At 61.2% G+C, this 22,898-nt stretch carries 24 protein-coding genes and 2 pseudogenes; 11 read left to right on the top strand and 15 right to left on the bottom strand.

The genetic code is table 11. The annotated features are described in order from the left end of the window. Positions 1 to 177: 177 nt before the first annotated feature. The 7 genes from hisD to B5483_RS21470 all read left to right on the top strand — a co-directional run bounded on the left by hisD (position 178) and on the right by B5483_RS21470 (position 5,720). Entirely contained in the window at positions 178 to 1,509 is a 1,332-nt protein-coding gene (gene hisD / locus B5483_RS21440) for a histidinol dehydrogenase (RefSeq protein ID WP_079731943.1), read from the top strand. 126 nt (positions 1,510 to 1,635) lie between these two features. Next, positions 1,636 to 2,400, top strand: coding sequence for an SDR family NAD(P)-dependent oxidoreductase (locus B5483_RS21445; RefSeq protein WP_079731944.1), 765 nt, complete (start codon positions 1,636 to 1,638; stop codon positions 2,398 to 2,400). Positions 2,401 to 2,404: 4 nt separating this feature from the next. After that, a complete protein-coding gene (locus tag B5483_RS21450; RefSeq protein WP_079731945.1) occupies positions 2,405 to 3,187 on the top strand; it encodes a cyclase family protein in 783 nt (260 codons plus the stop codon). An 11-nt stretch (positions 3,188 to 3,198) separates the two neighbouring features. Beyond that, entirely contained in the window at positions 3,199 to 4,353 is a 1,155-nt protein-coding gene (locus tag B5483_RS21455; protein WP_079731946.1) for an alpha/beta hydrolase, read from the top strand. A gap of 10 nt (positions 4,354 to 4,363) precedes the next feature. Beyond that, on the top strand, positions 4,364 to 4,771 hold the full coding sequence (locus B5483_RS21460; RefSeq protein WP_079731947.1) for a VOC family protein: 408 nt from the start codon (positions 4,364 to 4,366) through the stop codon (positions 4,769 to 4,771). Continuing rightward, positions 4,768 to 5,412 (top strand): O-methyltransferase, encoded by a 645-nt coding sequence (locus tag B5483_RS21465; protein ID WP_079731948.1) that lies wholly within the window; start codon positions 4,768 to 4,770, stop codon positions 5,410 to 5,412. The genes B5483_RS21460 and B5483_RS21465 overlap by 4 nt, the downstream gene beginning before the upstream one ends. 17 nt (positions 5,413 to 5,429) lie before the next feature. Then, a complete protein-coding gene (locus tag B5483_RS21470) occupies positions 5,430 to 5,720 on the top strand; it encodes an antibiotic biosynthesis monooxygenase family protein (RefSeq protein ID WP_079731966.1) in 291 nt (96 codons plus the stop codon). Positions 5,721 to 5,733: 13 nt separating this feature from the next. Here B5483_RS21470 and B5483_RS21475 read toward each other — a convergent pair. The 8 genes and pseudogenes from B5483_RS21475 to B5483_RS21515 form a co-directional block, all read right to left on the bottom strand. Further along, a pseudogene (locus B5483_RS21475) lies at positions 5,734 to 6,767 on the bottom strand (M20/M25/M40 family metallo-hydrolase); the annotation flags it as partial. 152 nt (positions 6,768 to 6,919) lie between these two features. Then, entirely contained in the window at positions 6,920 to 7,990 is a 1,071-nt protein-coding gene (locus tag B5483_RS21480; protein ID WP_079731949.1) for a VOC family protein, read from the bottom strand. Positions 7,991 to 8,159: 169 nt separating this feature from the next. Then, positions 8,160 to 9,278: pseudogene (locus B5483_RS21490) on the bottom strand (FAD-dependent monooxygenase). Next, positions 9,172 to 9,855, bottom strand: coding sequence for a VOC family protein (locus tag B5483_RS21495; RefSeq protein WP_176168163.1), 684 nt, complete (start codon positions 9,853 to 9,855; stop codon positions 9,172 to 9,174). Before B5483_RS21495 ends, B5483_RS21490 begins: the two are co-directional and overlap by 107 nt. A 2-nt stretch (positions 9,856 to 9,857) precedes the next feature. Further along, positions 9,858 to 10,043: a VOC family protein gene (locus B5483_RS21500; protein ID WP_079731953.1), complete on the bottom strand. Its 186-nt coding sequence runs from the start codon at positions 10,041 to 10,043 to the stop codon at positions 9,858 to 9,860. A 141-nt stretch (positions 10,044 to 10,184) separates the two neighbouring features. Then, positions 10,185 to 10,424: a hypothetical protein gene (locus tag B5483_RS21505; protein WP_079731954.1), complete on the bottom strand. Its 240-nt coding sequence runs from the start codon at positions 10,422 to 10,424 to the stop codon at positions 10,185 to 10,187. Continuing rightward, positions 10,424 to 12,010 (bottom strand): phytoene desaturase family protein, encoded by a 1,587-nt coding sequence (locus B5483_RS21510; RefSeq protein ID WP_079731955.1) that lies wholly within the window; start codon positions 12,008 to 12,010, stop codon positions 10,424 to 10,426. The genes B5483_RS21505 and B5483_RS21510 overlap by 1 nt, the downstream gene beginning before the upstream one ends. Continuing rightward, positions 12,007 to 12,819, bottom strand: coding sequence for an SDR family NAD(P)-dependent oxidoreductase (locus B5483_RS21515; protein WP_079731956.1), 813 nt, complete (start codon positions 12,817 to 12,819; stop codon positions 12,007 to 12,009). Before B5483_RS21515 ends, B5483_RS21510 begins: the two co-directional genes overlap by 4 nt. Positions 12,820 to 12,950: 131 nt before the next feature. On the opposite strand from B5483_RS21515, the gene B5483_RS21520 reads away from it, so the two are divergent. After that, a complete protein-coding gene (locus B5483_RS21520; RefSeq protein ID WP_079731957.1) occupies positions 12,951 to 13,358 on the top strand; it encodes a winged helix-turn-helix transcriptional regulator in 408 nt (135 codons plus the stop codon). Positions 13,359 to 13,363: 5 nt separating this feature from the next. Here B5483_RS21520 and B5483_RS21525 read toward each other — a convergent pair whose 3' ends face one another. From B5483_RS21525 to B5483_RS21540, 4 genes are read right to left on the bottom strand one after another with little or no spacing between them, the layout of a single operon-like run. After that, positions 13,364 to 14,374: a LysR family transcriptional regulator gene (locus B5483_RS21525; protein WP_245829516.1), complete on the bottom strand. Its 1,011-nt coding sequence runs from the start codon at positions 14,372 to 14,374 to the stop codon at positions 13,364 to 13,366. 12 nt (positions 14,375 to 14,386) lie between these two features. After that, positions 14,387 to 15,307 carry an NAD-dependent epimerase/dehydratase family protein gene (locus tag B5483_RS21530; RefSeq protein ID WP_079731958.1) on the bottom strand — a complete coding sequence of 307 codons (921 nt, stop codon included), beginning with the start codon at positions 15,305 to 15,307 and terminating at the stop codon, positions 14,387 to 14,389. An 11-nt stretch (positions 15,308 to 15,318) separates the two neighbouring features. Next, positions 15,319 to 16,725: a sulfatase family protein gene (locus tag B5483_RS21535; RefSeq protein ID WP_079731959.1), complete on the bottom strand. Its 1,407-nt coding sequence runs from the start codon at positions 16,723 to 16,725 to the stop codon at positions 15,319 to 15,321. 4 nt (positions 16,726 to 16,729) lie between these two features. Further along, a complete protein-coding gene (locus B5483_RS21540; RefSeq protein WP_079731960.1) occupies positions 16,730 to 19,165 on the bottom strand; it encodes a TonB-dependent receptor in 2,436 nt (811 codons plus the stop codon). A gap of 144 nt (positions 19,166 to 19,309) precedes the next feature. Here B5483_RS21540 and B5483_RS21545 point away from each other — a divergent pair, with 144 nt between their 5' ends. After that, on the top strand, positions 19,310 to 20,449 hold the full coding sequence (locus B5483_RS21545; protein ID WP_079731961.1) for an FAD-dependent monooxygenase: 1,140 nt from the start codon (positions 19,310 to 19,312) through the stop codon (positions 20,447 to 20,449). Between the two features lie 72 nt (positions 20,450 to 20,521). Here the strand turns inward: B5483_RS21545 and B5483_RS21550 are convergent, their stop codons facing one another. From B5483_RS21550 to B5483_RS21560, 3 genes are all read right to left on the bottom strand, one after another. Then, a complete protein-coding gene (locus tag B5483_RS21550; protein WP_245829518.1) occupies positions 20,522 to 20,752 on the bottom strand; it encodes a carboxymuconolactone decarboxylase family protein in 231 nt (76 codons plus the stop codon). A gap of 199 nt (positions 20,753 to 20,951) precedes the next feature. Continuing rightward, on the bottom strand, positions 20,952 to 21,278 hold the full coding sequence (locus B5483_RS21555) for a type II toxin-antitoxin system RelE/ParE family toxin (RefSeq protein WP_079731962.1): 327 nt from the start codon (positions 21,276 to 21,278) through the stop codon (positions 20,952 to 20,954). Beyond that, complete coding sequence (locus tag B5483_RS21560; RefSeq protein ID WP_079731968.1) at positions 21,275 to 21,514, bottom strand: ribbon-helix-helix domain-containing protein; 240 nt, start codon at positions 21,512 to 21,514, stop codon at positions 21,275 to 21,277. Before B5483_RS21560 ends, B5483_RS21555 begins: the two co-directional genes overlap by 4 nt. A 118-nt stretch (positions 21,515 to 21,632) precedes the next feature. On the opposite strand from B5483_RS21560, the gene B5483_RS21565 reads away from it, so the two are divergent. Further along, on the top strand, positions 21,633 to 22,265 hold the full coding sequence (locus B5483_RS21565) for a tyrosine-type recombinase/integrase (RefSeq protein WP_079731963.1): 633 nt from the start codon (positions 21,633 to 21,635) through the stop codon (positions 22,263 to 22,265). A 149-nt stretch (positions 22,266 to 22,414) separates the two neighbouring features. Beyond that, positions 22,415 to 22,645 carry a DUF6933 domain-containing protein gene (locus tag B5483_RS23795; protein WP_425435061.1) on the top strand — a complete coding sequence of 77 codons (231 nt, stop codon included), beginning with the start codon at positions 22,415 to 22,417 and terminating at the stop codon, positions 22,643 to 22,645. Positions 22,646 to 22,898 lie beyond the last annotated feature (253 nt).

Below are 22,898 nucleotides of genomic sequence, written 5' to 3' on the forward strand. Positions count from 1 at the left end.
TTCTCCCGGTCGTATCTACAAGGATATTGCTCATGACAGCGGCTAGCGAAGGCTCTTGTGCGCAACAACGGCATAAGATCGATAGCGATCCATCGATAACATGCGATGGTGAGGGGGGCGTTCCCGGCGCTAGGTCACTGCTTGAAGCAATCAGCGAGATTTCGGGGAGACATTTTCATGGCGCAGTGGCTGAAGCGTGGTGCGACGGCAGAGGCAAAGGCGGACGCGGACCGCAAGGTTCGCGATATTGTCGAAGCGGCGCTTGCGGACATCGAGAAGCGTGGCGATGACGCGGTGCGCGAGATGTCGGTCAATTTCGACAAGTGGGATCGTGACGACTATCGGCTGACGCAGGCCGAGATCGACGCCTGTGTCGACAGCCTGACGCCGCAGGAGCGCAAGGACATCGAATTCGCGCAGGCGCAGGTCCGCAACTTCGCGCAGATCCAGCGTGACAGCCTGAGCGAAGTCGAAGTCGAAACGCTGCCCGGCGTGGTGCTGGGCCACAAAAACATCCCGCTTAATTCCGCCGGCTGCTACGTGCCGGGAGGCAAGTATCCGCTGCTCGCCGGTGCGCACATGTCGGTGATCACTGCCAAGGTCGCAGGCGTTAAGCGCGTGGTGACGTGCGCGCCGCCGTTCCAGGGGCAGCCTGCGCGCGCCATAGTGGCGGCGCAGGCCATGGCCGGGGCCGACGCGATCTATGCGCTGGGCGGCATCCAGGCTGTCGGCGCGATGGCGCTGGGCACGGCCTCGATCGATCCGGTCGACATCATTGTCGGGCCGGGCAACGCCTTTGTCGCCGAAGCCAAGCGCAAGCTCTACGGCCGCGTCGGCATCGACCTGTTCGCCGGCCCGACCGAGACGCTGGTCATCGCCGACGAAATTGGCTGCGATCCCGAGATCGCAGCGACCGACATCCTCGGCCAAGTCGAGCATGGCCCGGACAGCCCCGGCGTGCTGCTGACGAACTCCGAGAAATTCGCGCGCGAGACGATGGCGGAGATCGAACGCTTGTTGCAGGTCCTCCCCACCGCCGACCACGCCCGCAAGGCCTGGGAGAGCTTCGGCGAGGTGATCGTGGCCGACAGCTATGAGGAAATGGTCGCGATTGCCGACGACATTGCCAGCGAACACGTGCAGGTGATGACGGCCGATCCAGACTATTTCCTCGCTAACATGACCAATTTCGGCGCCCTGTTCCTCGGCAGCCGCACCAACGTGGCCTATGGCGACAAGGTGATTGGTACCAACCACACGCTGCCGACCAAGAAGGCGGCGCGCTACACGGGTGGTCTGTGGGTCGGAAAGTTCCTGAAGACCTGCACGTACCAGAAGGTTCTGACCGATGAGGCGTCGGCGCTGATCGGCGAGTACTGCAGCCGCCTGTGCGCACTCGAAGGGTTCGCCGGGCATGGCGAGCAGGCCAACATCCGCGTGCGCCGCTTTGGCGGGCGGAATGTCCCTTATGCCGGTCAGGCCGAGCCGACGCCGGAAACGATTGCCTGAATTCTGCCAGTTCCCCTCGCGGGGGGATGCGGAGACGGGTCGGAGCGGCTTGTCTCTCTCCACCGCCGGGTTGTGCCGTCCCGTCTGCGGGATTTGTGATACGAAACAGAACACGAGGATAGCCGCATGACCCTGCCCACGACCCCGAGCTTTCGCCTCGATGGCCGGCGCGCGGTGGTGACGGGCGCGGGGCGGGGTATCGGGCTCGCTGCTGCAGCGGCACTGGCAGACGCTGGCGCCCATGTGACGCTGGTCGCACGCACTTCGTCCGAGATCGAGGCGGCTGCGGCCGAATTGGCCGGGGCAGGATATCAGGCCGAGGCAGCCACGCTCGACGTGTCGGACCTTGACGCGGTCCATACCTTCTTCGCCGACCGCGATCCCTTCCACGTTCTCGTCAACAATGCGGGAACCAATAGGCCTAGGCCGATGTGGGAGGTGTCGGAAGACGATTATGATGCCGTGCTCGATCTCAATGTGAAGAGTGCCTTCTTCGTTGCGCAGGCCTGCGTAAAGCGGATGATGGCGACCGGCACGAAAGGTTCGCTGGTGCACATGGGAAGCCAGATGGGCCATGTTGGCGGACCGAACCGCTCGCTTTACTGTGCCAGCAAGTGGGCAATGGAGGGGATGAACAAGGCTTTCGCGCTGGATCTGGCGCAGCATGGCATCCGCTCCAACACGATCGCCCCCACTTTCATCGAGACCCCGCTGACCAAACCGTTCTTCGAGGACGAGGTGTTCAGGTCGAGCGTGCTGACCAAGATCAAGATCGGCCGTATCGGGCAGGTCGAGGACCTGATGGGTGCCGTCCTCTTCCTTGCGTCGGACGCTTCCGCGCTGATGACCGGCACCAGCCTCGTCGTCGACGGCGGCTGGACGGCGGATTAGCACCATGCCGCGCCGGTTCGTCGATCTTTCGATCCTGCTCGAAAACGAGGTCGTGGCCGACCCGCCGTTCATGCGGCCGCATATCGAATATGCGGCGCATCACGACACGATTGACGAGCTCAATACCTTCTTTCCCGGTGTCGGCGCAGATCAGATGCCGGGCGGTGAGGGGTTCGGCGCGGTGGAAAAAATTACGCTGACCACGCACAACGGGACCCATCTCGACGCGCCGTGGCACTTCCATCCGACGCAGGATGGTGGCGCACCGGCGCTGACTATCGACGAGGTCCCGCTGGAATGGTGTTTCCAGCCCGGAGTGAAGCTGGATTTCCGGCATTTCCCTGATGGCTATGTCGTCGGCGCTGCAGACGTTGAAGCCGAGTTGGCGCGTATCGGGCACGATGTGCAGCCGCTGGAGATCGTGCTGATCAATACGGCGGCGGGAATGGCCGTGGGCGACCCCGACTATGTTGGCACGGGCTGCGGGATGGGCTACGAAGCAACCATCTATCTCACCAGCCGCGGTGTCCGCGTCACCGGCATCGACGCCTGGAGCTGGGATGCGCCTTTCCGCCATACGGCTGAGAAAGTGGCCGCGACCGGCGACACTTCGCTGATCTGGGAAGGGCACAAGGCCGGGCGGGACATCGGCTACTGCCATCTGGAAAAGCTGCACAATCTCGAAGCGCTGCCATCCCATGGTTTCATGGTCAGTTGCTTCCCTCACAAGATAAAGGGCGCATCGGCGGGCTGGACCCGCGCTGTCGCCGTTATCGACGAAAACTGAAGGACCGTCTCATGTTCGAACCGTTTCCCGGAAATTACGTCTGGAACCTCGCCACGAACCTCGCGCTCGTGTGCGGTGGCAACCACGGCGAGATCGACGAGGCCAACCGGCCGATCATGGAAGCGTCGAAGGAACTCGGCCCGGACAAGGCCTCGGCCCTGATGTTTGACAGCTGGATCCGCGTGGCCGACCAGGTCGCGGTGAATGCCGCGGAGGACGAAACGGCCGGATACCTGCTCTCTGCCGGGACCAAGTATCTGCGGGCCTCGGGCTACTTCCTTGCCGCTGAGCGCATGCAGAGCCGCGACTATCCGCCGCGCTGGGCTGCCTACGACAAGGGCATGGAGCTGTTCCACAAGGGCTGCGCACTGCGCGGCATCCATGTCGAGAAGGTCGAAATTCCTTACGGCGACACCAGCTACACCGGCATCTTCTATCACGATGGCTCAGGCACACCGCGCCCGGCGCTCGTCTCGGTCAATGGCCTCGATTCCATGAAGGAACAGGTCTGCATGGCCGGGCATGGCCTTTCCAACCTCGAACGCGGCATGAACACCCTGTTCGTCGATCAGCCCGGCACTGGCGAGGCGATCCGCAAGCGTAACCTGCCTGCGGTCTACAATGGCGAGGCTTGGGGCACGCCCGCGCTCGAATACCTGCTGACGCGCGAGGACGTGATCAAGGACAAGATCGGCATCTTCGGCCTTTCGTTCGGCGGCTATCACGCCCCGCGCATTGCCGCCAATGAGCCGCGCTATGCGCTGTGCGCGGTGATGGGTGCGAACCATGTCTGGGGCAAGCGCCAGCGCGAGCGCGTCGCCAATGAAGGCGAGAACCCGGTCCCGCACTACTGGGATCACGTCATGTGGGTCTTCGGCTTCGATGACCGTGACAAGCTGCTCGAATATACCGATCAGGTGGACCTAACGGGCCAGGTCGGGAAAATCACGGTCCCGTTCCTCATCACCCATGGCGAGAACGACCGCCAGATCCCGGCCTACAATGCGCAGATCAGCTACGACGAGGCGGTCAACAGTTCAAAGCGGACCATGCGCATGTTCACGAAGAAGGATTTCGAGGTCGAGCACTGCGGCGCCGACAACGGCACCGGCATGCGCGACTACATCGCCGACTGGTGTGCCGAGACGTTCAACGAGATGGGCTGAGAGAAGCGAAATGGCCGAGTTCACTTTCCATCACGGCGGCGTGTCGGTTCCTAGCCTCGATGAGGCGATCGACTGGTATGGGCGCGTGCTGGGCTTCGAGGTTGAAAAGCGCTTCTACATCGAGCCGGCCCGCGCACATGCGGCCATGGTCCGGAAGGGACCTCTGCGCTTCGAGATCTTTGAGGTGGCAGGCGCCGCGCCACTGCCGGAAGACCGCCGCTTCCCCCCGCGTGACCTCCAGACCCATGGCAACAAGCACGTCGCATTCCGGGTGGAAGACCTTGAGGTGTTCCTTGCCGAGATGGAGCAGAAGCAGGCCGAAGTGGCCTTCGTCGTGCGCGAAGCGTTCGGCAAGGGCTGCTTCATCCGCGATTGCGCCGGGAACCTGATCGAATTCGTCGAGGAGCCCAATCCGTGATCTTCGCCGCCCCCGCTGCGCAGAGCGTTTTCGCTCGTTACGAGGCCCGCGCCGAGGCCGACCGGGTGCGGATGCGGGAACTCGGTTCGGCGGGAATGGCCGTGCGCGATGAGTTCCTCCTGCCGGTAGGGCTGGATGTCGGGCGCTTGCTTCACGCGCTGGTGCTCGCGCGCAAGCCGCGGCGTGTTCTCGAACTGGGAACCAGCTATGGATACTCGACTCTGTTCCTGGCCGATGCCGCCGCACAAGTAGGTGCCACGGTCGTCACCATGGAACTGGCCGATTACAAGCAGTTGCACGCCCGGGAACAGCTAACAGAAGCCGGGCTGACCGAAGCCGTCGACTTTCGATGCGGCGACGCTCTTGAGCTTCTGGCAGCCGATCCGGGGCCATGGGACTTCGTGCTCCTCGATATCTGGAAAGACCTTTATCTGCCTTGCTTCGAGGCATTTTATCCGAAGCTTTCGGAAGAAGCGCTTGTCGCATCGGACAACATGATCGAGCCGGAGTTCGATCGTCCGAGCGTGCGCCTCTACCGCGAGGCAGTTCGGAGCAAGGCGGACCTGCAAACTGTGCTGTTGCCAGTGGGCAGCGGTATCGAACTCACCGCGCGATGGAGCGCGGGCAACTCCAAACTCTGACGCAAGGCAGCAACGACATGATCCACGAAATCGCGACGCTCACGATTGATCCCGCGCGGGCCGGTCCATTCGAGGCGGCCGTCGCTGCGGCGCGCCCGCATTTCGAGGCCGCGAAAGGATTTGTCTCGTTCGGACTGGAACGCTCGATCGAAAGCCCGGAGCGCTATCACCTCGTGATCGGTTGGGAGAGCGTGGAAGCGCATATGGTCGACTTCCGCGAGTCCGAAGGCTTTCAGGCATGGCGGACGCTGGCTTCGCCGTTTTTCGTCGCTCCGCCCAGCGTGGAACACATCTCCAAGGTCATCTGAGTGTGACCCCGGGTCAGTACTTGGCCGTTTGCCTGCTGAGGCGTGTCATGAGCAGTGCCGCGCGTTTGATCTGGCGCGGGAAGCTGGAGAGGTCGACCCGCTCTTCGGGGTATGATCGCCGCTGCTGCTGGGGACCATGCCCGCCAGCCCATCGACATATTGCGCAACGAAGCTGATGTCGCCTGCGCCGCGCTTTAGCGGATCAAGGGATGGCATCGATGCCAGGCCGAGATCGGCGTTGATGGTGTTGAGCGTGTTCAGCAGCGCCTGGTTGCCAGCCGTCGGCGGCATCGGCGGGTAGCTTTCCTTGAAGTCGATGCGGGCTCCAGTTTGCGGCAGGTGGTCGGCCACGATGGCCTTCATCTTTGCCTTGACCCGTTCGATCCGGTCCTGGGTCAGTGCGCGGAAGTCGCCGCGCGCAATGGCAACGGGCGGTACGATGTTGGTCTTGCCGGTTGCGCTGGCCCCGGCTTCGTCCGTGCTTAGCGCGGCCGTGGCGCCGCCCGCGATGAGGCCGATATTGAATGTCAGGTTCGGTTCAGGCAGCTCCCGGCGGAAGCTGTCGATGATGCGCGCCAGTTCGTAGACCGCGCCGTAGCCGACCTTGTCCGTAAAGATGCCGCTTGAATGGGCGGTCTTGCCGGTGTTGGTGATTGTGTAGTTGCCGGACGATCGCCGTGCGACAGAGCCGTAATCCTGTCCGTCGAGGATCACCAATCCTTCAAAGTCGAGTGCGACGTCGGCGCGTTTGCCCGCAGCGACAAGATCTGCCCGCGCCGTGCCGACAGGTGAGCCCACCGATTCCTCGTCGCCGGTCAGGACCACCTCGATACTGGCGTTTCGCAGCGTACCTGCGGCCTTCATTGCCTGCAGCGCGGCCAGCATGACTACCACGCCACCCTTGTCGTCGGCGGCGCCGGGACCATGCAGCACGTTGCCCTCGCGCTTCGCGCTCTGGAATGGGGAGCTGGGTTCGAACACGGTATCGAGGTGGCCGATCAGCAGCATCCGTGTGGTGCCCGGCTTGCCGGCATGCAGGGCGAGCAGGGGGGCGCATTTCATCTTGCCACGATAGCGCGGCGCGTTGGCCGGGCAAGTGCCGGAGGAAACAGAGGCGCCGCGAACAGGGCTTTCGCGCGTGCAGGATTATGGCCGAGCCTGCTGTGGCATTGCCCGGCATTCGAGCGACCCGACGATAATCAGATGGCGTGTTCGTCGTCGTCGGTGATTTCTGCGAGCTTGCCTTCCACCGGCTTCTTGCCGGGGGTGGTCTTGCGATAGGGCTCGAAGCTGGCGCGGTCGGCGTCGAAGGTCATGTCCCAGGGAATGTTGTCGCCGCGGAAGATCGGCGGTGCATTGTTCGACCACAGCAGCGAGCCGAAGCGGAAGTCCCAGGCGCGCGGCACCCAGTTGTCATCGAGATAGTCGGTGTCGGCATGGTATTCAGCCTCGCCGCACTTTCCGGGCATGTCGCAGTAATAGTAGATGGCGCTGGAAATACGGTGGCGGGAAATGCCGCCCGAGCTGTTCATCGTCTCGTTCTTCCAGCCCTTCTTGTCCATCAGGTTGGCGCCGAGCATGACTTCGTCAATGTCGTCGCAGCCGAAGGCGATGTGCATGAACTTGAAGTGATCGGGGGCGATCGGCAGGTCGCAGTTCACCCAGAAGATCGAGTGGTGCTCGTAGGTGCCGCCAGCGCGCGCGAAAATGCCGGTGCCCTTCGAGTGGTCGGCATAGCGGAAACCGAGGTGGCGCTCGTAGAACTCGAAGCTGCCGACATAGTCGGGCGAGAAGAAGACGACATGGTTGATCGTCTTGGGGATCGCTTTCTGGCGCCAGATGCGGTGCTGGTTGAAGCGCGGATAGCAGGAGGGCGTGTTGACCGGGCTCACTTCGCTGAAGAACGTCTGCTTGTCCCATACGCGCACGGCGATGGGCTGGCCGTCCGGGCAGATGCAATGGACGGTGCCTTCCGCGTCGCGGGTCACGTCGACTTCACTGGCCAGACTGGCCGCGATCTTTTCGAGGTTTTCCGCGGTGTCTGCACCCCAGACGGTCAGCTTCAGGCCATCGCCGGGGAACGGGTCGGGAGAGGGCAGGCGGGCATCGCCATGCGGCAGGACGATCAGGCGGCTGCCCGAGGCGAGGCGGAACACGGCTTCGCTGTCGCTCGCGCTTTCGACTGGCAGGCCGAAGTCCGTCCAGAAGCGGGTATGTTCGGCCACGTCCGACACGCCGAACAGAACGCTTTCAACTCCCAAGATGCTCATGCTTTTCTGATCCCGATAACTCTCGATGCTGCGCTTATGAACGGAACCGGACCAGGGATAAAACCGAACCTGTGGGATGCATCCTATCGAAATCGCCGAAACCTTCCCCGGCTCAGGTCCGGAGAAGGTGGCGGCATCGCGATGACCGCGATGTGTCGGGAGAGACGGTTCAGACCGGCTCCGCGAGCTTCTTGCGGATCTCGTCGGTCAGTGCGATCGGATCGCCTGCAGTTTCGGGGTGGATGTCCCATTCGCCGAGCAGGATCGAACTGGTTCCCACCAGCTTTGCACGTTCGAAGCGGCGTTTCATGAAGACATCGAGCGCCGCGTCGACATCGTGGTGCGCCAGTTCATCGGCGAGGACGACGGCATCCTCGATCGCCATGGCCGCGCCCTGCCCAAGGTGCGGGGTGGCACTGTGCGCGGCATCGCCGATCAGCACTAAGCGGCCCTTGTATCAGGGGGCGGGCATGATGCAGGCTTCGAGCGGGCGATAGACCACAAGGTCCGGATCGGTAACGTGCCTGGCCGCTTCGGCCATCAATCCGCCATAGCCTTCAAGCCGTTTGCGCATTTCGTCTGCGAGCGTCTCCTTGGGAAAGCGCGGATTGCCGGGCTCCTCGAACACGGCGAAGATGTACATGTCCTCCTCGGTCAGCGGGCAGTAACCGACCTTGCCCTTGGGCTTGCCGACGTAGATATCCGACCATTCGAGGTCTTTGGGACGAGGCACATTGTAGCGCCATACGCCCTGGTCGGTATATTCGGGCTTGGCTTCGGGCCACAGTACATTGCGCACCGCCGAGTAGTTTCCATCGGCGCCGATCACGAGGTCATAGGTGCCAACACTGCCGTCGGTAAACGTGACGTCCACCGCTTCGCCGCGATCGGTGAAGCTCTCGAAGGTGACGCCAAGACGCACCGGAATGCCCAGTTCAAGCGTCTTTTCGGTCAGCACCTTGTGCAGCGCCGGACGGGTAAGGCCGAGGTCGGACGGCAGGGCATCGACTGCTGTGTCGCCGGGCAATTCCTGCAGGACATTGCCGTCCATGTCGACAAAGCGTGCGCCGCGATAGGCGTATCCGGCCTTAACCGCCTTGTCGCCGATGCCCAGCACGTTGAGGGCGCGCACGAAGTTGGCCTGAACGTTGATGCCGACGTGATAGACCTTCCAGTCCTTGTCACGCTCCACCACTTCGACGTCGATGCCCTGCTGGTGCAGGCCGATGGCGATTGCCAGGCCGCCAACGCCGCCGCCGACTACGAGTACTTTCTGTGCCTTTGTCATGTTTGTATCCTCTCTTACGGGGCCGGCTCGGCGATCGGCTGGGGTCGGCAGGCAGGTAGCGAAGCTGATCGTCACGCGCGAAAGTGACGTCCCAGTTGGGGTAGTCCTGCATCCAGACAGGCAGTTCGTGCATGAAAATGGCCGTGCCGAAAGGGCCGTCCCACACGCGGGGCTTCCAGCTGTCGTCGACGCAATCGCAGTCAGCGCCGTATTCCATCTCGCCACCAAGGAACGCGACGGTGTCGGTATAGAGGAAGGCGGCCGAAGTCAGCCGGTGACGGCCGAGGCCCCACCCATTGTTCTTCCAGCCCTTGCGGTCGAGATAGTTCTTCGCGACCATGACTTCGTCGATGTCTTCCAGCTCGAAATTGCAGTGATGGAAGCGCAGCGTGCCGTCGAAGTTGGGCATGCCCGCATGGGCATCGGCGAGGAAGATGTTGTGGTGCTCGAAGGCAACGCTGGCGCGCATGTAGACGCCGAAGCCCTTCTGCAGGTCGGTGACCCGGAAGTCGAGGTGGTCACGGTAGTATTCGAGCGCCTCTTGCACGTCCGGAAAGGTCCAGACGCATTCATGCACGCCTATACCGGTTTGCTCGGTTCCAGAAGGCAGGCCGGCGTGGCCGCCTCGCCGCCGTCCATCGTCTCGAGTAGTGCCGATGTCTCGTCACGCTCGATGGGATGGAGGCCGTAGTCGGTAAAGAAGCGCTGGCTTGTCTCGATATCGTCGACAAGAAAGACCGGTCGCCTGATCCCTGTAATTGCCATTGATCCAAACTCCCAAATGTCAGGAATGTGGTTGGCGGCACGAGCGGCTGTTTTTCTTGATCCAGCGCAATCGCGGATCATGGATTGAATTGACGGGCACCTATCGAGAAAACCAATGGGCCCGCCAATTACTGGTGAGGCCTACTTGCTCTTGCGGAACAGCAGTGTCAGCAGGAACATGATCGTCCGGGCGTCCAGCAGCTTGAGCGCGGCGCGAGCCTCTTCTGGCGTCACCTTTGCGACCATTGGCATGGCGCCGAAGATCTTGCCGCGGATCACCAGGTTGTCGCCATCACGGTCGAACCGGCGCACGGCCATGAGTTCCTTGTCGTTGGCATCCAGAATCTTCATCACGGGCGCCTTCTTCTTCTTGTCGCTCATCACACGGGCTCCCCGCAAACCTTGTCGTATTCGATGTCGAGATCGTCCATCATCTGGATCGCCGTCGCGCGGCCCGCACCGAAAACGCCGCCGCCCGGATGCATGAACGGACCGACGAGGTAGAGCCCCTCAATTTCCGGAACGCGCAAGGATCCGAGGTCCGACGTCGGGCGATGCGCCATTGATTGATAGAAGAAGGGCGCGCAGCCGTGAATGTCACCCTTGATGAAGCTGGCCGGGCTGTCGCGCTCGTGATCAATGGGTGAGCGGATCAGGCGCCCGGTAATGTTGTCCTCGTCCAGGTTCGAATAGAATTTGCGGTATTGGTCCAGCGCCTTGTCCGCGATCTCTTCCTTGCGGTCGTCCCAGGATGCCGGGCCGCCCGGATAAAGATCGTAGGGGGCAAAATTGACGCCGTAGAACACGCCTGAGCCCTCGGGAGCCCGGCTGGGGTCGAATATCGTATTGTCGCCGCCCGCGATAAGTCGTTCGGACACTTCGCCGCGCCGCAACTTGTCATATTCGAACAGCATGTCTCGCATGGTGTAGAAGTCCATAAGCTCGGTCATCATGGCATTGCAGTCGTTGCCGACCTTCAGCTTCAGCCGTTCTTTCAGTGTCATGTGCGTAAGGTTGATCGAGAACGTGGACTGAGTGACGCGCTCGGCCCGTTGCAGCACCGGCTCGGGCACTTCTGCGACGAACTTGCGCAGCACATGCGGATGGATGGCGCCGATAACGCCGTCCCTGGCCATGAAGGTTTCACCATCCACGAGCTGCAGGCCGGTTGCCTTGCCGGAGGAGACAAGGACCTTCGCGACCGCTGCGTTGCAGCGCACTTCGCCACCGAAATGTTCGATGGCCCGCACCAGTGCGTGAGACAGCTGGCCGGAACCGCCCTTGGGCATCGAGCAACCGTAAGTGTGGACGATGCCCGGCATGACGAAGGCGCCCATGCCGGTGCCCAGTTCGTCGGGCATCTGCAGGTTCTCCGTGACCATGCGCACGATATGGAGGCGCAGGAGCTCGCTCTCGAAATAACCGCTGACGACGTCGAGTGCAGAGCGTTGCATGAGATCGAGCAGGAAGCGTCCTTCGTCCGACTGGTCCATCATCGCGACGAAGGCCCCCATCGGGAAGGGTGGAGAGTACAGGCCCGACACCATCATGGGCAGCATCTGCTGGCTCATTTGTACGAACTTGCGGTACGCCTCGGCATCGCGTGAAGACGTGGTGCGCGCCAGTTCCTCGCAGGTGCGGTCTAGGTCCTTGTAGCTCCGGATGACGGTGCCGTCGTCCCAGATGCTGACATGGATCAGGTCAGGATAGATGTATTCGAGGCCGAACTTGCCCAGTAGACCCAGTTCGTCTTCGCGCAACATCGGGTTGCCCTGGATCATGATGTGCACGTTGGAATGCTCGTCATGCCAAAATCCGGGATGAATGAGTTCCCGCGTCGAGACGCCGCCGCCGTAGTGGGGCTTGCGCTCGAGGACGAGAACCTTCTTGCCTGCCTTGGCCATGTAGGCGGCGGCGACAAGGCCATTATGGCCTGCGCCCATGACGACGATGTCGTACTGGCTCATGCGTGTTCTCCCGAAAAGAAGGACCGGAACTGTGAAATGCCCGGCACGTGGCTGGCGCAGCCGCCGTCGGCGACGAGCACTTGCCCGGTTATGTTGCGCGCCGCATGGGACGCGAGGAAAGCCGCGGCTTCGGCAATGTCTTCCGGCTCGCCGAGCTGGTCGCGCAGGGTTTCGTCCTCCACGGCCTTGCGCAACACCGGCGGGAAGGCATCGCGCAGGGCCGAAGTCATGGTCATGCCCGGCGCGACGGCATTGCAACGAATGCCATGGATACCGTGACTGGCTGCAATGGCGCGGGTCATCTGGATGATCGCCGCCTTCGACGAGGAATAGGCGGCCTGGATCATGTGCCCCTGCAGCGCAAGGTTGCTTACGGTGTTGACGATGTTGCCGCGCGTCTTGCGAAGGTGGGGCAGGGCGGCGCGGCAGCCGATCATCGTGCCGCGCACGTTGACTGCGAAAGTGCGGTCCCAGAGCGCTGTCGACATGCTTTCCACGTCGTTGTCGGCCTGGGCAATGTCGGGACCGAGCAGCGCGGCATTGTTGTGCAGCACGTCGAGCTGGCCATAGTGGGCGACCGTCTCGGCGATCATCGCTTCGATCGAGGTCTGGTCCTCCAGGTCCAGATGAATGGCTATCGCGCCGGGCAGTCCGGCAGCCACTTTCCGGGCAGCGTCTTCCATGATGTCGGCGATGGCGACCCTTGCTCCGCGTGCGGCCATCAGCCGTGCTGTAGCTGATCCGATCCCGCCTGCGCCGCCGGTAATAATGACGACCTTGCCGTCCAGCCTGATGGCATCGGCAACCATTGCGCTCTCCCGTGATTGACTGTCTTGGCAGCAGTCATAAAGTACCACCTGATGGATGGAAGACGGCACTTTTTTGTGCCCCTGGGCTGCGGATGCGCGAGATGAATGAGGCATCGCCAAAACCGGAACACATGGTGCGTCTTGCCGATGAAATGGCCCGCTATGGCAATGATCGGGAAGCGCCCGCGCGTGCCGTGATGGGCATGCTGGGCGATCGCTGGACCACGCTGATCCTCCTCGTTCTGTGGCAAGTCGAAATCCGCCACGCCGAGCTCAAGCGCGCAATGGAAGCGCTGTCCTATGAGGGGGCGATTTCGCAGCGCGTGCTGACCTTGAAGCTGCGCGCACTGGAGCGGGACGGGTTCGTGCAGCGCACAGTGAGTGATGACGTGCCGCCGAAGGTTAGTTACAGGCTGACAGAGCTGGGTCAGGAATTGTCGGAACGGGCCCGGACCATGATTGACTGGATCAACACGCGGTCCGGCACGATCCGGGAAAATCGGGAAAGGTACGACAGCGAGTCCAGCATGGACGGCTGACAGTCCTAATTGTTCTGGTTGTTCATGCGATATTCGAATTCAAGCCGTTCGCGTTCGGCGTCCTGCCGGGCACTGTCCTCGATCGAGACGACGTTGCTTTTCTCTTCATTGACCTTTGCGGCGGCTGCCAATCGCTCGACAACCCAGCGAATGGCATGATCGTTGTTGTTGCTGATGTGCCATTGCACCGCCTCGCGAATGCGCGGGATGTTGAACGGGGTTTCGCGCATGATGAGCGGGAGATTGCGTGCGAACATCTCCGCCATGCGGCGGTGTACGGTGGCTATGCGGTGCGTGCCCATGACCAGGCCGGCGAGCGATAGGAATGTCGGTGCGACGACTTCGACACGGCGTTGCTGCTTCTGGCGCTTGACGAACCAATCATCGAAGGCGGCAACGCGCGATTTGCCGAAGCGCGCCGTTACGTGGCCGAGCTTGAAGTAGAGATCGCGTGTCATCGGCCCTTGCATGGCCGGATTGTCCTTGCAGCCGAGCACCACGTAGTCGTCCTCGAACAGGATCTGGCTGGGATGGTCCGTCGAGATTGCGTAATCGATGGTTAGTAGCAGATCGACGTAGCCGCGCTCCAGAGTGTCGACTGGTGCGTCGTTCATCGGTTGAATCTCGAAGCGGATTCCTGGTGCTTCCTTCTCCATCTGAGCCAGTGCCTCGGTAAGGAGCACCTGCGTGGAATAGTCGGACGCCATAATCCTGATCTGGCGTTCGGCTGTTGCCGGATCGAAAGGTGGAGTGATGGTTATCGTCGTGCGTATCTGCTCGAGGACCCCGCGCACCGGTTCGATCAGTTCTTCTGCGCGTGTCGTGAGGATCATGTGGCGGCCCTTCACGACCAGCAGTTCATCGCCGAAGTAATCACGCAGCCGGCCGAGCGCACTCGACGTCGCAGACTGCGACAGGCAAAGCTTGTCAGCAGCAAGTGAGACGCTTCGTTCGGTCAACAACGCATCGAGTGCTACCAGCAGATTGAGGTCCAGCCGACCGAAACGCATCGCCATCTCCCGCGCTCCTCAGGCCAGGGTGCCGAGGGCGTTGGCGACGAGCTTAGCAAGATTGCCGTCATGTGCAAAACCGGCGCGTTCGGCTGCCGGTGTTTCCAGCGGTGGTTGGGCTGCGAAGGCGGCTTCGAGCGCGGCGTCGGGCTCATAAGTCACGAGGTCCACGCTCACGCCACATTGGCTTGCCACTTCTTGGGCAAGATCGCCCATCGTCACCCGCAGTGCGGGCAGCGTGACAGCGCGGTTTGGCGGCAGCAGCGCGGTGTCGAGTGTCAGCGCATGGGAAAAGTTCATCGCGCAACGGGCAACGGATTCAGCCCAGATCGTGCCGCCAGCCGATACAGGGCAGGTGAACGGTTCGCCTTCCCTGAGGGCGTGGAACAGGTTGCTCATGAATGCCGACTTCATGCCCGAGGGGCCCTTTGGACGGGCAAGGATGCCGGGCAGACGCACCGTTACGCCGTTGATCATGCCGCGGTTGGAGAACATGGCGACGGCGTGCTCCATCATCGCCTTGTGCCCGCCGTAGATCATCTTGGGTGATAGCGGCGTCGCATCGTCGACATGGCCGGGAAGCGGATCGCCATACACGGCGATGGAACTGGCATAGGCGACGCGAAGACCGGGCGTGAGGGCGGCGGCCTCCAACAACAGATCGTACATCGCGTCGATGTTGATGCGGCGCGATGCCACCGGATCGACCTCGGCCGCTCCGCCCGGGACGGTTGCCAGATGGACAAGAGCCTCGCAGCCATGGCCCAAGGCATCCGCCCGAACCGCCGCGCTGCCCAGATCGCCTTCGACAGACCGCGCGCCCGGCGGGATGCCGACCGCAACCGTGTCCAGCCCGGTGACCTCATGGCCTTGATCGAGCAGGAGCGAAACGAGCTGACGCCCGACAAAACCACCGGCGCCGGTGACGAGGATCTTCACAAGGTTCTCCTTCAGTACCGGTCGATGTAGGTCTTGGTCACGTCTTCGGAGAATCCATCGACCCGATAGGGAACCATCTGACGATTCCAGTCGTCCCACAGGCGTTTGAGTTCATCGAATTTTTGCGGTTCGGCGCCTTGGCGCTCGGCGCGCTCGTGCTCATCCTCGGCAAGGTTGAAAAGGCGTTCCTTCCCGCCGATCCTGACGTACTTCCAGTCGCCCTTGCGTACCGCGGCCTGATTGTTCGCGTTGAAACGCCAGAACAGTGTGCGTTCGATTGACGCTGCCTTGCCCGTGAGCTGGGCGGCCAAATCGGCGCCGTCAAAGGTGCCCGCCTTGGCGACGTTCCCGCCAGCCATTGTCAGCAGCGTCGGCAGGAAGTCCATCGAGGACATGACCTGGTCCGAGACGCTTCCCGGCGCGATATGACCGGGCCAGCGGACGATGATCGGTACTCGCACGCCGCCTTCGAGCACTTCACCCTTGTGACCCACGAAGGGCCATGTCTGTGAATAGCGCTCGCCGCCGTTGTCGCTGGTGAAGACGACAATGGTGTCCTGAGTCTTGCCGGTCTGTTCGAGCGCGACAAGGATCTTCGCGACGTTGTCGTCTACCGCCTCCATCATTTCCTCGTATTTCTTAAGGCTGCCGCCATCGTAGTCGAAGGAGTCGGGGATGGTCTTTGCTGCAGCAGCGTCTTCCCGGCCTTCCCAGGGCCAGTGTGGCGCGTTGAAGTGCAGACTCAGCAAGAAGGGCTTTTCGCCGGACTTCTCGATCGTTTCGACGGCTTCCGCACCGAACAGATCGGTCAGGTAACCTCCCGCCTCGACGGGCGAGTTGCCCCGGGCGAGGCCCATTCCCACTTCCTTGCCGTGGACCACAATATGGTGTCGGAAGTAGTCGGCCGCACCTTCGACGATACCGAAGAACTCGTCATAGCCGTGCTGCAGCGGGCCGTGTTCCGGCGGATCACCCAGATGCCACTTGCCGATCAGCTTCGTGTGGTACCCGATGTCGCGCATGACCGATGCAATGGTCGGGCGGTCGTATGGAACCCCGATGTGCGCAGGCGCGTTGGGACCGAGCGGTTCCTCCACACCCACGGGGAAGCGTTGTGCCCAGCAACCGGTGAGCAGAGCCGTGCGTGTGGGCGAACAGATCGGTGTGCTTGCATAGCCCTGAGTCAGGCGCACGCCGTCACGGGCCAGGCTGTCGATCGCGGGTGTCTTGATGTGCGATGAGCCCGTAACCGAGAGATCTGCATACCCCATGTCATCGACGAGGATGAACACGATGTTCGGCTTCTTCGCGGCCGAAGCCCGACGCGAGAATGCGCGCCCGGTTCCGGGGAGCGCGACGATTGCTGTCGTCGCGCCCAGCCACTTCAAAAGCGTCCGGCGATTGGTGTTGGCGCGCATCGGATCAGAAGTCCGCCGAAAGCCGCAGGCCATAAGTCCGTGGCGCCGTGTAGGTGGCGATGGCAAAACCGATTGGCGATGATTGCGGCGAGGCGATCCGGCGTTTGTTTTCGATATTGCGGACAAAGGCGCCGATTGAGAGGCCGCCATCGGCGAGACGCAAGGTCAGGTTCGCATCGGTCGTCCAGTGGGCGGGAATCTTCTCGAAATCGAGGTATTCGAAAGCGCCGTATGACGAGTCGCGCCACGCCGTGTTGACCGAGGCCACCAGTTCATAAGTGTCGCCCAACGGTACGATCTGTTCGGCGCCGAGGTTCAACGTCCACTTGGGCGAGTAGAGCAGCGGCTTGCCGGAGCAGTCGAACGAGATGATCGGCGTGCCATCGGTGAGTGTATCGCCGGTCAGGCTTGACGGGCAGTTGATGTTGTTGCGCGGCGGTGCGGTGAGGCGGCTGAACGACTTGTACTTGCTGTCAAGGTACTGGACCTTGGCGTTCAGCGTGGTCAGGTGCATCGGCTTGACGGTAAGGTCTACGTCGAAGCCCTTGATGTCCGCGCGGCCGGCATTGTTGATGGTATTGACCAGAACACCTCCCGGCGAAACGGTGAAGTAGTTGATCTGTTGGTCCTTGTATTTCCAGAGGAAGCCCTCGATGTTGAGCTGGACCTTGTTGTTGAGGAAACGGTTCTTCGAACCAATCGTGTAAGCCGTGATGGTCTCGGGGTTATAGTTCGGATTGCCCTCGGAAAGCTGGAAGCCGCCGGCGCGGTAGCCGGATTCGACCGTTGCGTAGAGTAGTGAATCCGGCGTTGCGTCGACTTCCACACCGGCCTTCCACGTCAGCTTGCTGAAACTGCCCGAATCCTGGACCGGGAAATCGGTCTTGAGGATCACGCCAGCACCCGAAAGCAGGGGGAAGACCTGGTTGCCGGAGACAATCGAGCTGCCCGAAGCGATGTAGCCGTTTGAGGTGAGCCACGACACCGTATCGGCAGTCGTGGTGAAGTTGGGGTAATGCGGCAGGGCACCGGGAACCGCGCAACCGGCCGCGAACGACGCTGGGGGTGTGACCGGAGGGATGCCGCCGCAGAACGTGATGAAGTTGTTGATTACCCCGTCGATCGACTTCTTGTCATGTGTGTAGCGTAGGCCGCCGACGAGGCGGAAGGTGTCGGTCACATGTGCTGTGAGCTGACCGAAACCGGCATAGGACTTGGTGTTGTGGGTGTAATGCTGGATCGGGAGCACGAATTCCTGGTTGTATTCACCGGTATTCTTGACCGTCTCGTCGAAGTAGAAGGCCCCCACGACGTAGTCGAGCATTCCAACGTTGCCGGCGAGTCGGGTTTCGAGGCTGAACTGCTTGTCCTGTTCGTTTGTATAGGCCGTATTGAATGCAGGACCGTAGAAGTAGCTCTCGGCATCTGTGTGTCGGTAGGCAGGGAGCACGGTAAGCTTGCCGATGCCCGTGTCTAGCGTGATTTCCGCATTGACGCCCCAGTAAGTGGCGTCAGTCATCTGCTGCTGGTTGATCGGGGCAAGGAAGCCGAAGCCAGGGGCTCCGAGCGAAGTCTGGCGGAAGGCGTTGGCTGCGTCGGTGTTGAGGCCTTCCGAAGAATTCAGACCCGAAGGGACGAACGTGAATGTCGCTCCGGGGATGAAAGTGCCGATATAGTTGGGGCCGGCGCCGACGCCACTGACCTTGGTGTAATCCCCGCCCACCTTAATTGAGAGCGTGTCGGTGGGCTCGAGCTGGAACTGCGCGCGCAGGCCGGAACGATCGAGATCGTCGCTGCCATCGCGGTTGTATCCGTCATGGACCTGACGGGTCGCAGCAAGGCGAAGGGCACTGGAGTCGCCAATCGCGATGTTTACGTGACCGTCGGCATTGACCGCATCATAGTTGCCGAACGAAACCGTGAAACCTCCGCTGGTCTCGCCAAGGACCGGGCGGTTGGGGATGATATTGACGGCGCCGCCAGTGGCGTTGCGGCCATAGAGAATGCCTTGCGGTCCCTTGAGAACTTCCACGCGGGCGAGGTCGTAAAATGCCGCGCCGAATGCGCCCGCAGCCCTGCCAAGCACGACACCGTCATAGCTGGGAGTCACGGCCGGGTCGTTGTAGCTCGACGTTGTGATGTTGCCGACGCCTCGAATGAAGATCGAGGTGTTCGAGCCGCCACCGTTGGTGATTGAGATCGCCGGTACGGCCTTGGTAAGGTTGTCGGCCTGGGTGATGCCGCGTGCGGTCAGGTCGCCGCCGCCAACCGCATCGATGGCAATGGCGGCATCCTGCAGGGTTTCTTCCTTGCGCTGCGCAGTGACGATGATTTCGTTAATGCCGCCGTTGTTGGAATCCTGGGCAAGCGCCGGTGCGGACCACAGACCTGTGATGGCGATCGCGGAAATGCAGGCAGAATTCAAAAGCCGGTTGCGCACGTTGGTACCCTCCCATGAAGTGCGTTGTTCTTTGTGCAACTGGCGCTACTCATTTGTGCGCAGCAAATCACACCGATTGTGTCGATACTCACCCATCCACAGTTCGAATTTGTTTGTTGCGGTGGTGGCGCTAGTTCCCAATGCATGACACGGGAGAAGATCAGCAGCATCGTCAGCGCACTTGTCGTGGGCGGGGGCATAGGTGGGATGGCAACGGCCATCTCTCTTGCGGAAAGGGGTGTGAAGGTCGACCTTATCGATCTCGATCCGGAATGGCGCGTCTATGGCGCAGGCATCACCATTACCGGTCCGACCCTGCGGGCCTATCGGCGACTTGGACTCCTGGAGCCCATCAAGCAGGCTGGCGCGATCACCAACAAGACCCATCTTTACCGTTACGACGGCACTCTGCTGCAAACCCTCGACGAACCGGTGATTGAGGAAGGGCTTCCCGCGACCGGCGGCATCATGCGGCCGGTGCTGCACCGGATCATGCAGAAGCGTGTCCGTGAACTCGAGATCCCCGTTCGCCTCGGTTTGACCGTTACTGCGCTCGAAGAGGACGGGACCGGAGTTGATGTCACCTTCTCCGACGGGACAAAGGGGCAATTCGATCTCGTCGTCGGTGCAGACAGTGTCTTCTCATGCGTCCGTGACTTCGCGTTCCCGCACATGGCACCGGCCGTTCCGACCGGGCAAGGCTGCTGGCGTATCTCGATCCGCAAGCCGCCTGGCCTTGACGCCGGGGAGTTCTTCCTGGGGCACGACAACCCTTGCGGGATTACAGCCTGCAGCCCGGATGACGTCTACATGTGGATGCTGACCGAGCATGAAGAACGCGAAGAGTTCATGACCGACGAGGAACTTTATACCACTCTCAAGGGACTGTTGGCCGAATTCGGTGGCAATGCCGGCTGGATTCGCGACCACATGACGCGCGAGGACTGGATCAATTACCGCCCGCTCGCAGCGGCCCTGCAGCCCCGGCCCTGGTACAACGGCCATATGGTACTGGTAGGCGATGCTGTCCATGCGACGACACCCCACCTGGCGTCAGGTGCTGGCATGGCGGTGGAAAGCGGTATCGTGCTTGCCGAAGAACTGGCCAAGGCCGATACAGTGCAAGAAGGGCTGCAAGCTTATGAGGACCGCCGTTTCGACCGGTGCCGTGACGTTATCGAAAGCAGCATTGGTATCGGTCAGCTGCAACTCAATCACCGTCCGCCGGAAGAGCATGCCGCGCTTCTGGAGGGAGCCCTGCATCGCCTCAACCAGCCGTTTTGATACGAGGGTTGGCAGCGACATTTTTTTTCAAGATTGAGCAACCTGTTGTCTGGAAATTTGCGCTTGGGCTGATCATGCATCCTGGCGTTCCCACTTGATGTAGGCCTTTGTGTCGGAGGCCCGGCGAGCGTCGGCGGTGTGCATGTTGAGGCAATTGGCACAGCCGTTAATCTGCGACGCGCGGATCTTGACCAATTCGAGCAACGACTTCTCAAGGCCGCATTTCTCGACTTGCATTGAAAAGGTATACCAGGGCTTGAACAGGTCGGGTGCAACAGCGGCTAAATCGGCGCGAGGTGTCATGAGGATCATCCTCTTCTGATGGAGATGCCGACATGACGAGCCAGCTCGGGTCAATGTGACATCGTCCGCGGGATTTATCTTCAAGGGGAAACCATGAAGCAGATGACACGACCGCATAACCAACAATCAGCATGGACGCTGAACGAAAGGAAGGTTTCAGGACAACGACATCGATCGACGTATGACCGCGATGACGGCGTTAGTCGTCTACATCGGCCAACCAGGCAGACATGTCCCGCTTGGCGTGAAGGACGCGCCAGACGTCCACATGGGTCTCGAATTCAAGGTAGAAAACAAGCCACGGAAACCCCTTGAGCCTTATGGTTCTCAACTCCGGCAAGTTGAGTTCATGAGACCAGCGTAGAGATCCTGCCGCCGGCATTTGTCCGATGAAGGTATAGGCCTGTTCAAGTGCGTCAATGAAGCTGAAAGCCACATCCGCGCCGGCTTCGTCCGCATAATGCTCGACCGCAAAGTCGACATCCGCCCGCGCTTTGGCGCGCGGTATAACCAGTTTTGCAGTCACGATCCCGTGCGTTGCGTCACACGGTCACGAAGGCTTTGGAAATATCCGTCGTCAACCGGCGCGGTCGTTGCAGAACCGGCACCGTCCAGGAGCATCTCCCGAAGGCGCTGAATGTCCTGATCCTTGCGGATCAACTCTCGCACATACTCGCTGCTCGTGCCGTAACCACGCATGTTGACCTGCTGGTCCACAAACGCCTTGAGCGTATCCGGAAGCGATATGTTCATCGTCGACATGGACTGAGGCATAGCGGGTTTGGCAAAAATTGGCAAGATGCCGTGAGGCTCAAGTCGCCGTACATGGCGGTGTTCCGTTATCTTCTGATCGGCCAATTCCGGCCATCGGAGGACTATCATAGGGCATTCAGATCTTGACCCTGCCGTACATGATCGGCGTCCTTGGAATGCAGGGCAGAATGTAGGACCCAAGCGCCCGCTTAAACCCCGCGACATCCGAGCCATCCGCTTCTATCTCGACGAACACAGGCGCTTGCGCGACCGCGCGCTATTCGATCTGGCTATCGACAGCACGTTGCGTGGCTGTGATTTGGCCAAGATCAGGATAGGGGACCTGATGAGCGCGGGTTCGTTTCGTGATCGCGCCACTGTCATACAGCAAAAGACAGGCCGGCCTGTGCAATTCGATATCATGTCCGAGGCACGAACGAGTCTGAAGGCGTGGCTTGATCGTCGCGGCGGGATGATCCACGACTTCGTCTTCCCAAGCAGGATTGACTATCCGGGGCACTTGAGCACACGGCAATATGCGCGCATCGTCGACGAATGGGAGTCAATGATCGGCCTGGACAGACGAGACTATGGCACACACTCGATGAGACGGACCAAGGCGGCGTTGATCTACAAGGCGACGGCCAATCTCCGCGCAGTACAGATCCTCCTCGGCCATACCCACATTGAGAATACGGTCAGGTATCTCGGGGCCGATGTGGACGATGCCCTGACACTGTCCGAGCGGACCGAAATTTGACAGTTTACCGGCCTTTGATGTCCTCAAAGGTCGGTAATCTTCATGATGAACGAAGGGCAGCTTGAGAGCCGCTGCCATGTTGGCGGGGGCGGAAAGCTCCGGCAATGGGCACTGGACTCGCAAAGTTGGGATCCTAATCCCTGAGCCCAATGTTTTACCTGTATTGCACCAAGAAGTTACTCGATCGGATCAAGCCGGAAATTTCACTTTCGGGCCGAAGCGATACTTCGTTGGGCAACTGGTACGCCACCGCTCTGTTCTGGAAACCCCAAATCGCGCTGCTGGTTTCGGAACGGACTCTGCTGCCCTTGTTGATACCGCTTGCACCTGATCTCCGAAACGGACCGAGCGCAAGGTCCCAGAGCCACTCGCAATTTTGAACGACCGTTTCCGAGCGCGGGAAATTGCTGTCGAACGGCGGTGTCGGTGCTATGGGGAGGACTGCAAAAAGGAGGGGGTAATGACCAAATCCATATTGCTTCTTATTCTCCCCGCATTGCTGACCGCGTGCCAAGCGAGTGAGACGCCTGCAGACGGTGCCGCGCTGAACGATAGCGCCGCTGTCGACACTGGCGTCGATGAGCGGGCCATCCGCGGGCAGATCGATCAATGGGGCCAGCTTGTGAAAGCCAA

Origin of the sequence: Novosphingobium mathurense, from assembly GCF_900168325.1 — a bacterium.
Lineage (GTDB): Bacteria > Pseudomonadota > Alphaproteobacteria > Sphingomonadales > Sphingomonadaceae > Novosphingobium > Novosphingobium mathurense.

Bases quoted from the DNA above. Each gene is read 5' to 3' on its own strand.
- B5483_RS21520 (WP_079731957.1), top strand. From the start codon at position 12,951: ATGGTGCGTCTTGCCGATGAAATGGCCCGCTATGGCAATGATCGGGAA.
- B5483_RS21525 (WP_245829516.1), bottom strand. From the start codon at position 14,374: ATGGCGATGCGTTTCGGTCGGCTGGACCTCAATCTGCTGGTAGCACTC.
- B5483_RS21535 (WP_079731959.1), bottom strand. From the start codon at position 16,725: ATGCGCGCCAACACCAATCGCCGGACGCTTTTGAAGTGGCTGGGCGCG.
- hisD (WP_079731943.1), top strand. From the start codon at position 178: ATGGCGCAGTGGCTGAAGCGTGGTGCGACGGCAGAGGCAAAGGCGGAC.
- B5483_RS21510 (WP_079731955.1), bottom strand. From the start codon at position 12,010: ATGAGCCAGTACGACATCGTCGTCATGGGCGCAGGCCATAATGGCCTT.
- B5483_RS21450 (WP_079731945.1), top strand. From the start codon at position 2,405: ATGCCGCGCCGGTTCGTCGATCTTTCGATCCTGCTCGAAAACGAGGTC.
- B5483_RS21445 (WP_079731944.1), top strand. From the start codon at position 1,636: ATGACCCTGCCCACGACCCCGAGCTTTCGCCTCGATGGCCGGCGCGCG.
- B5483_RS21460 (WP_079731947.1), top strand. From the start codon at position 4,364: ATGGCCGAGTTCACTTTCCATCACGGCGGCGTGTCGGTTCCTAGCCTC.
- B5483_RS21515 (WP_079731956.1), bottom strand. From the start codon at position 12,819: ATGGTTGCCGATGCCATCAGGCTGGACGGCAAGGTCGTCATTATTACC.
- B5483_RS21545 (WP_079731961.1), top strand. From the start codon at position 19,310: ATGACACGGGAGAAGATCAGCAGCATCGTCAGCGCACTTGTCGTGGGC.
- B5483_RS21480 (WP_079731949.1), bottom strand. From the start codon at position 7,990: ATGAGCATCTTGGGAGTTGAAAGCGTTCTGTTCGGCGTGTCGGACGTG.
- B5483_RS21560 (WP_079731968.1), bottom strand. From the start codon at position 21,514: ATGTCGACGATGAACATATCGCTTCCGGATACGCTCAAGGCGTTTGTG.
- B5483_RS21505 (WP_079731954.1), bottom strand. From the start codon at position 10,424: ATGAGCGACAAGAAGAAGAAGGCGCCCGTGATGAAGATTCTGGATGCC.
- B5483_RS21455 (WP_079731946.1), top strand. From the start codon at position 3,199: ATGTTCGAACCGTTTCCCGGAAATTACGTCTGGAACCTCGCCACGAAC.
- B5483_RS21550 (WP_245829518.1), bottom strand. From the start codon at position 20,752: ATGACACCTCGCGCCGATTTAGCCGCTGTTGCACCCGACCTGTTCAAG.
- B5483_RS21470 (WP_079731966.1), top strand. From the start codon at position 5,430: ATGATCCACGAAATCGCGACGCTCACGATTGATCCCGCGCGGGCCGGT.
- B5483_RS21500 (WP_079731953.1), bottom strand. From the start codon at position 10,043: ATGGCAATTACAGGGATCAGGCGACCGGTCTTTCTTGTCGACGATATC.
- B5483_RS23795 (WP_425435061.1), top strand. From the start codon at position 22,415: ATGTTTTACCTGTATTGCACCAAGAAGTTACTCGATCGGATCAAGCCG.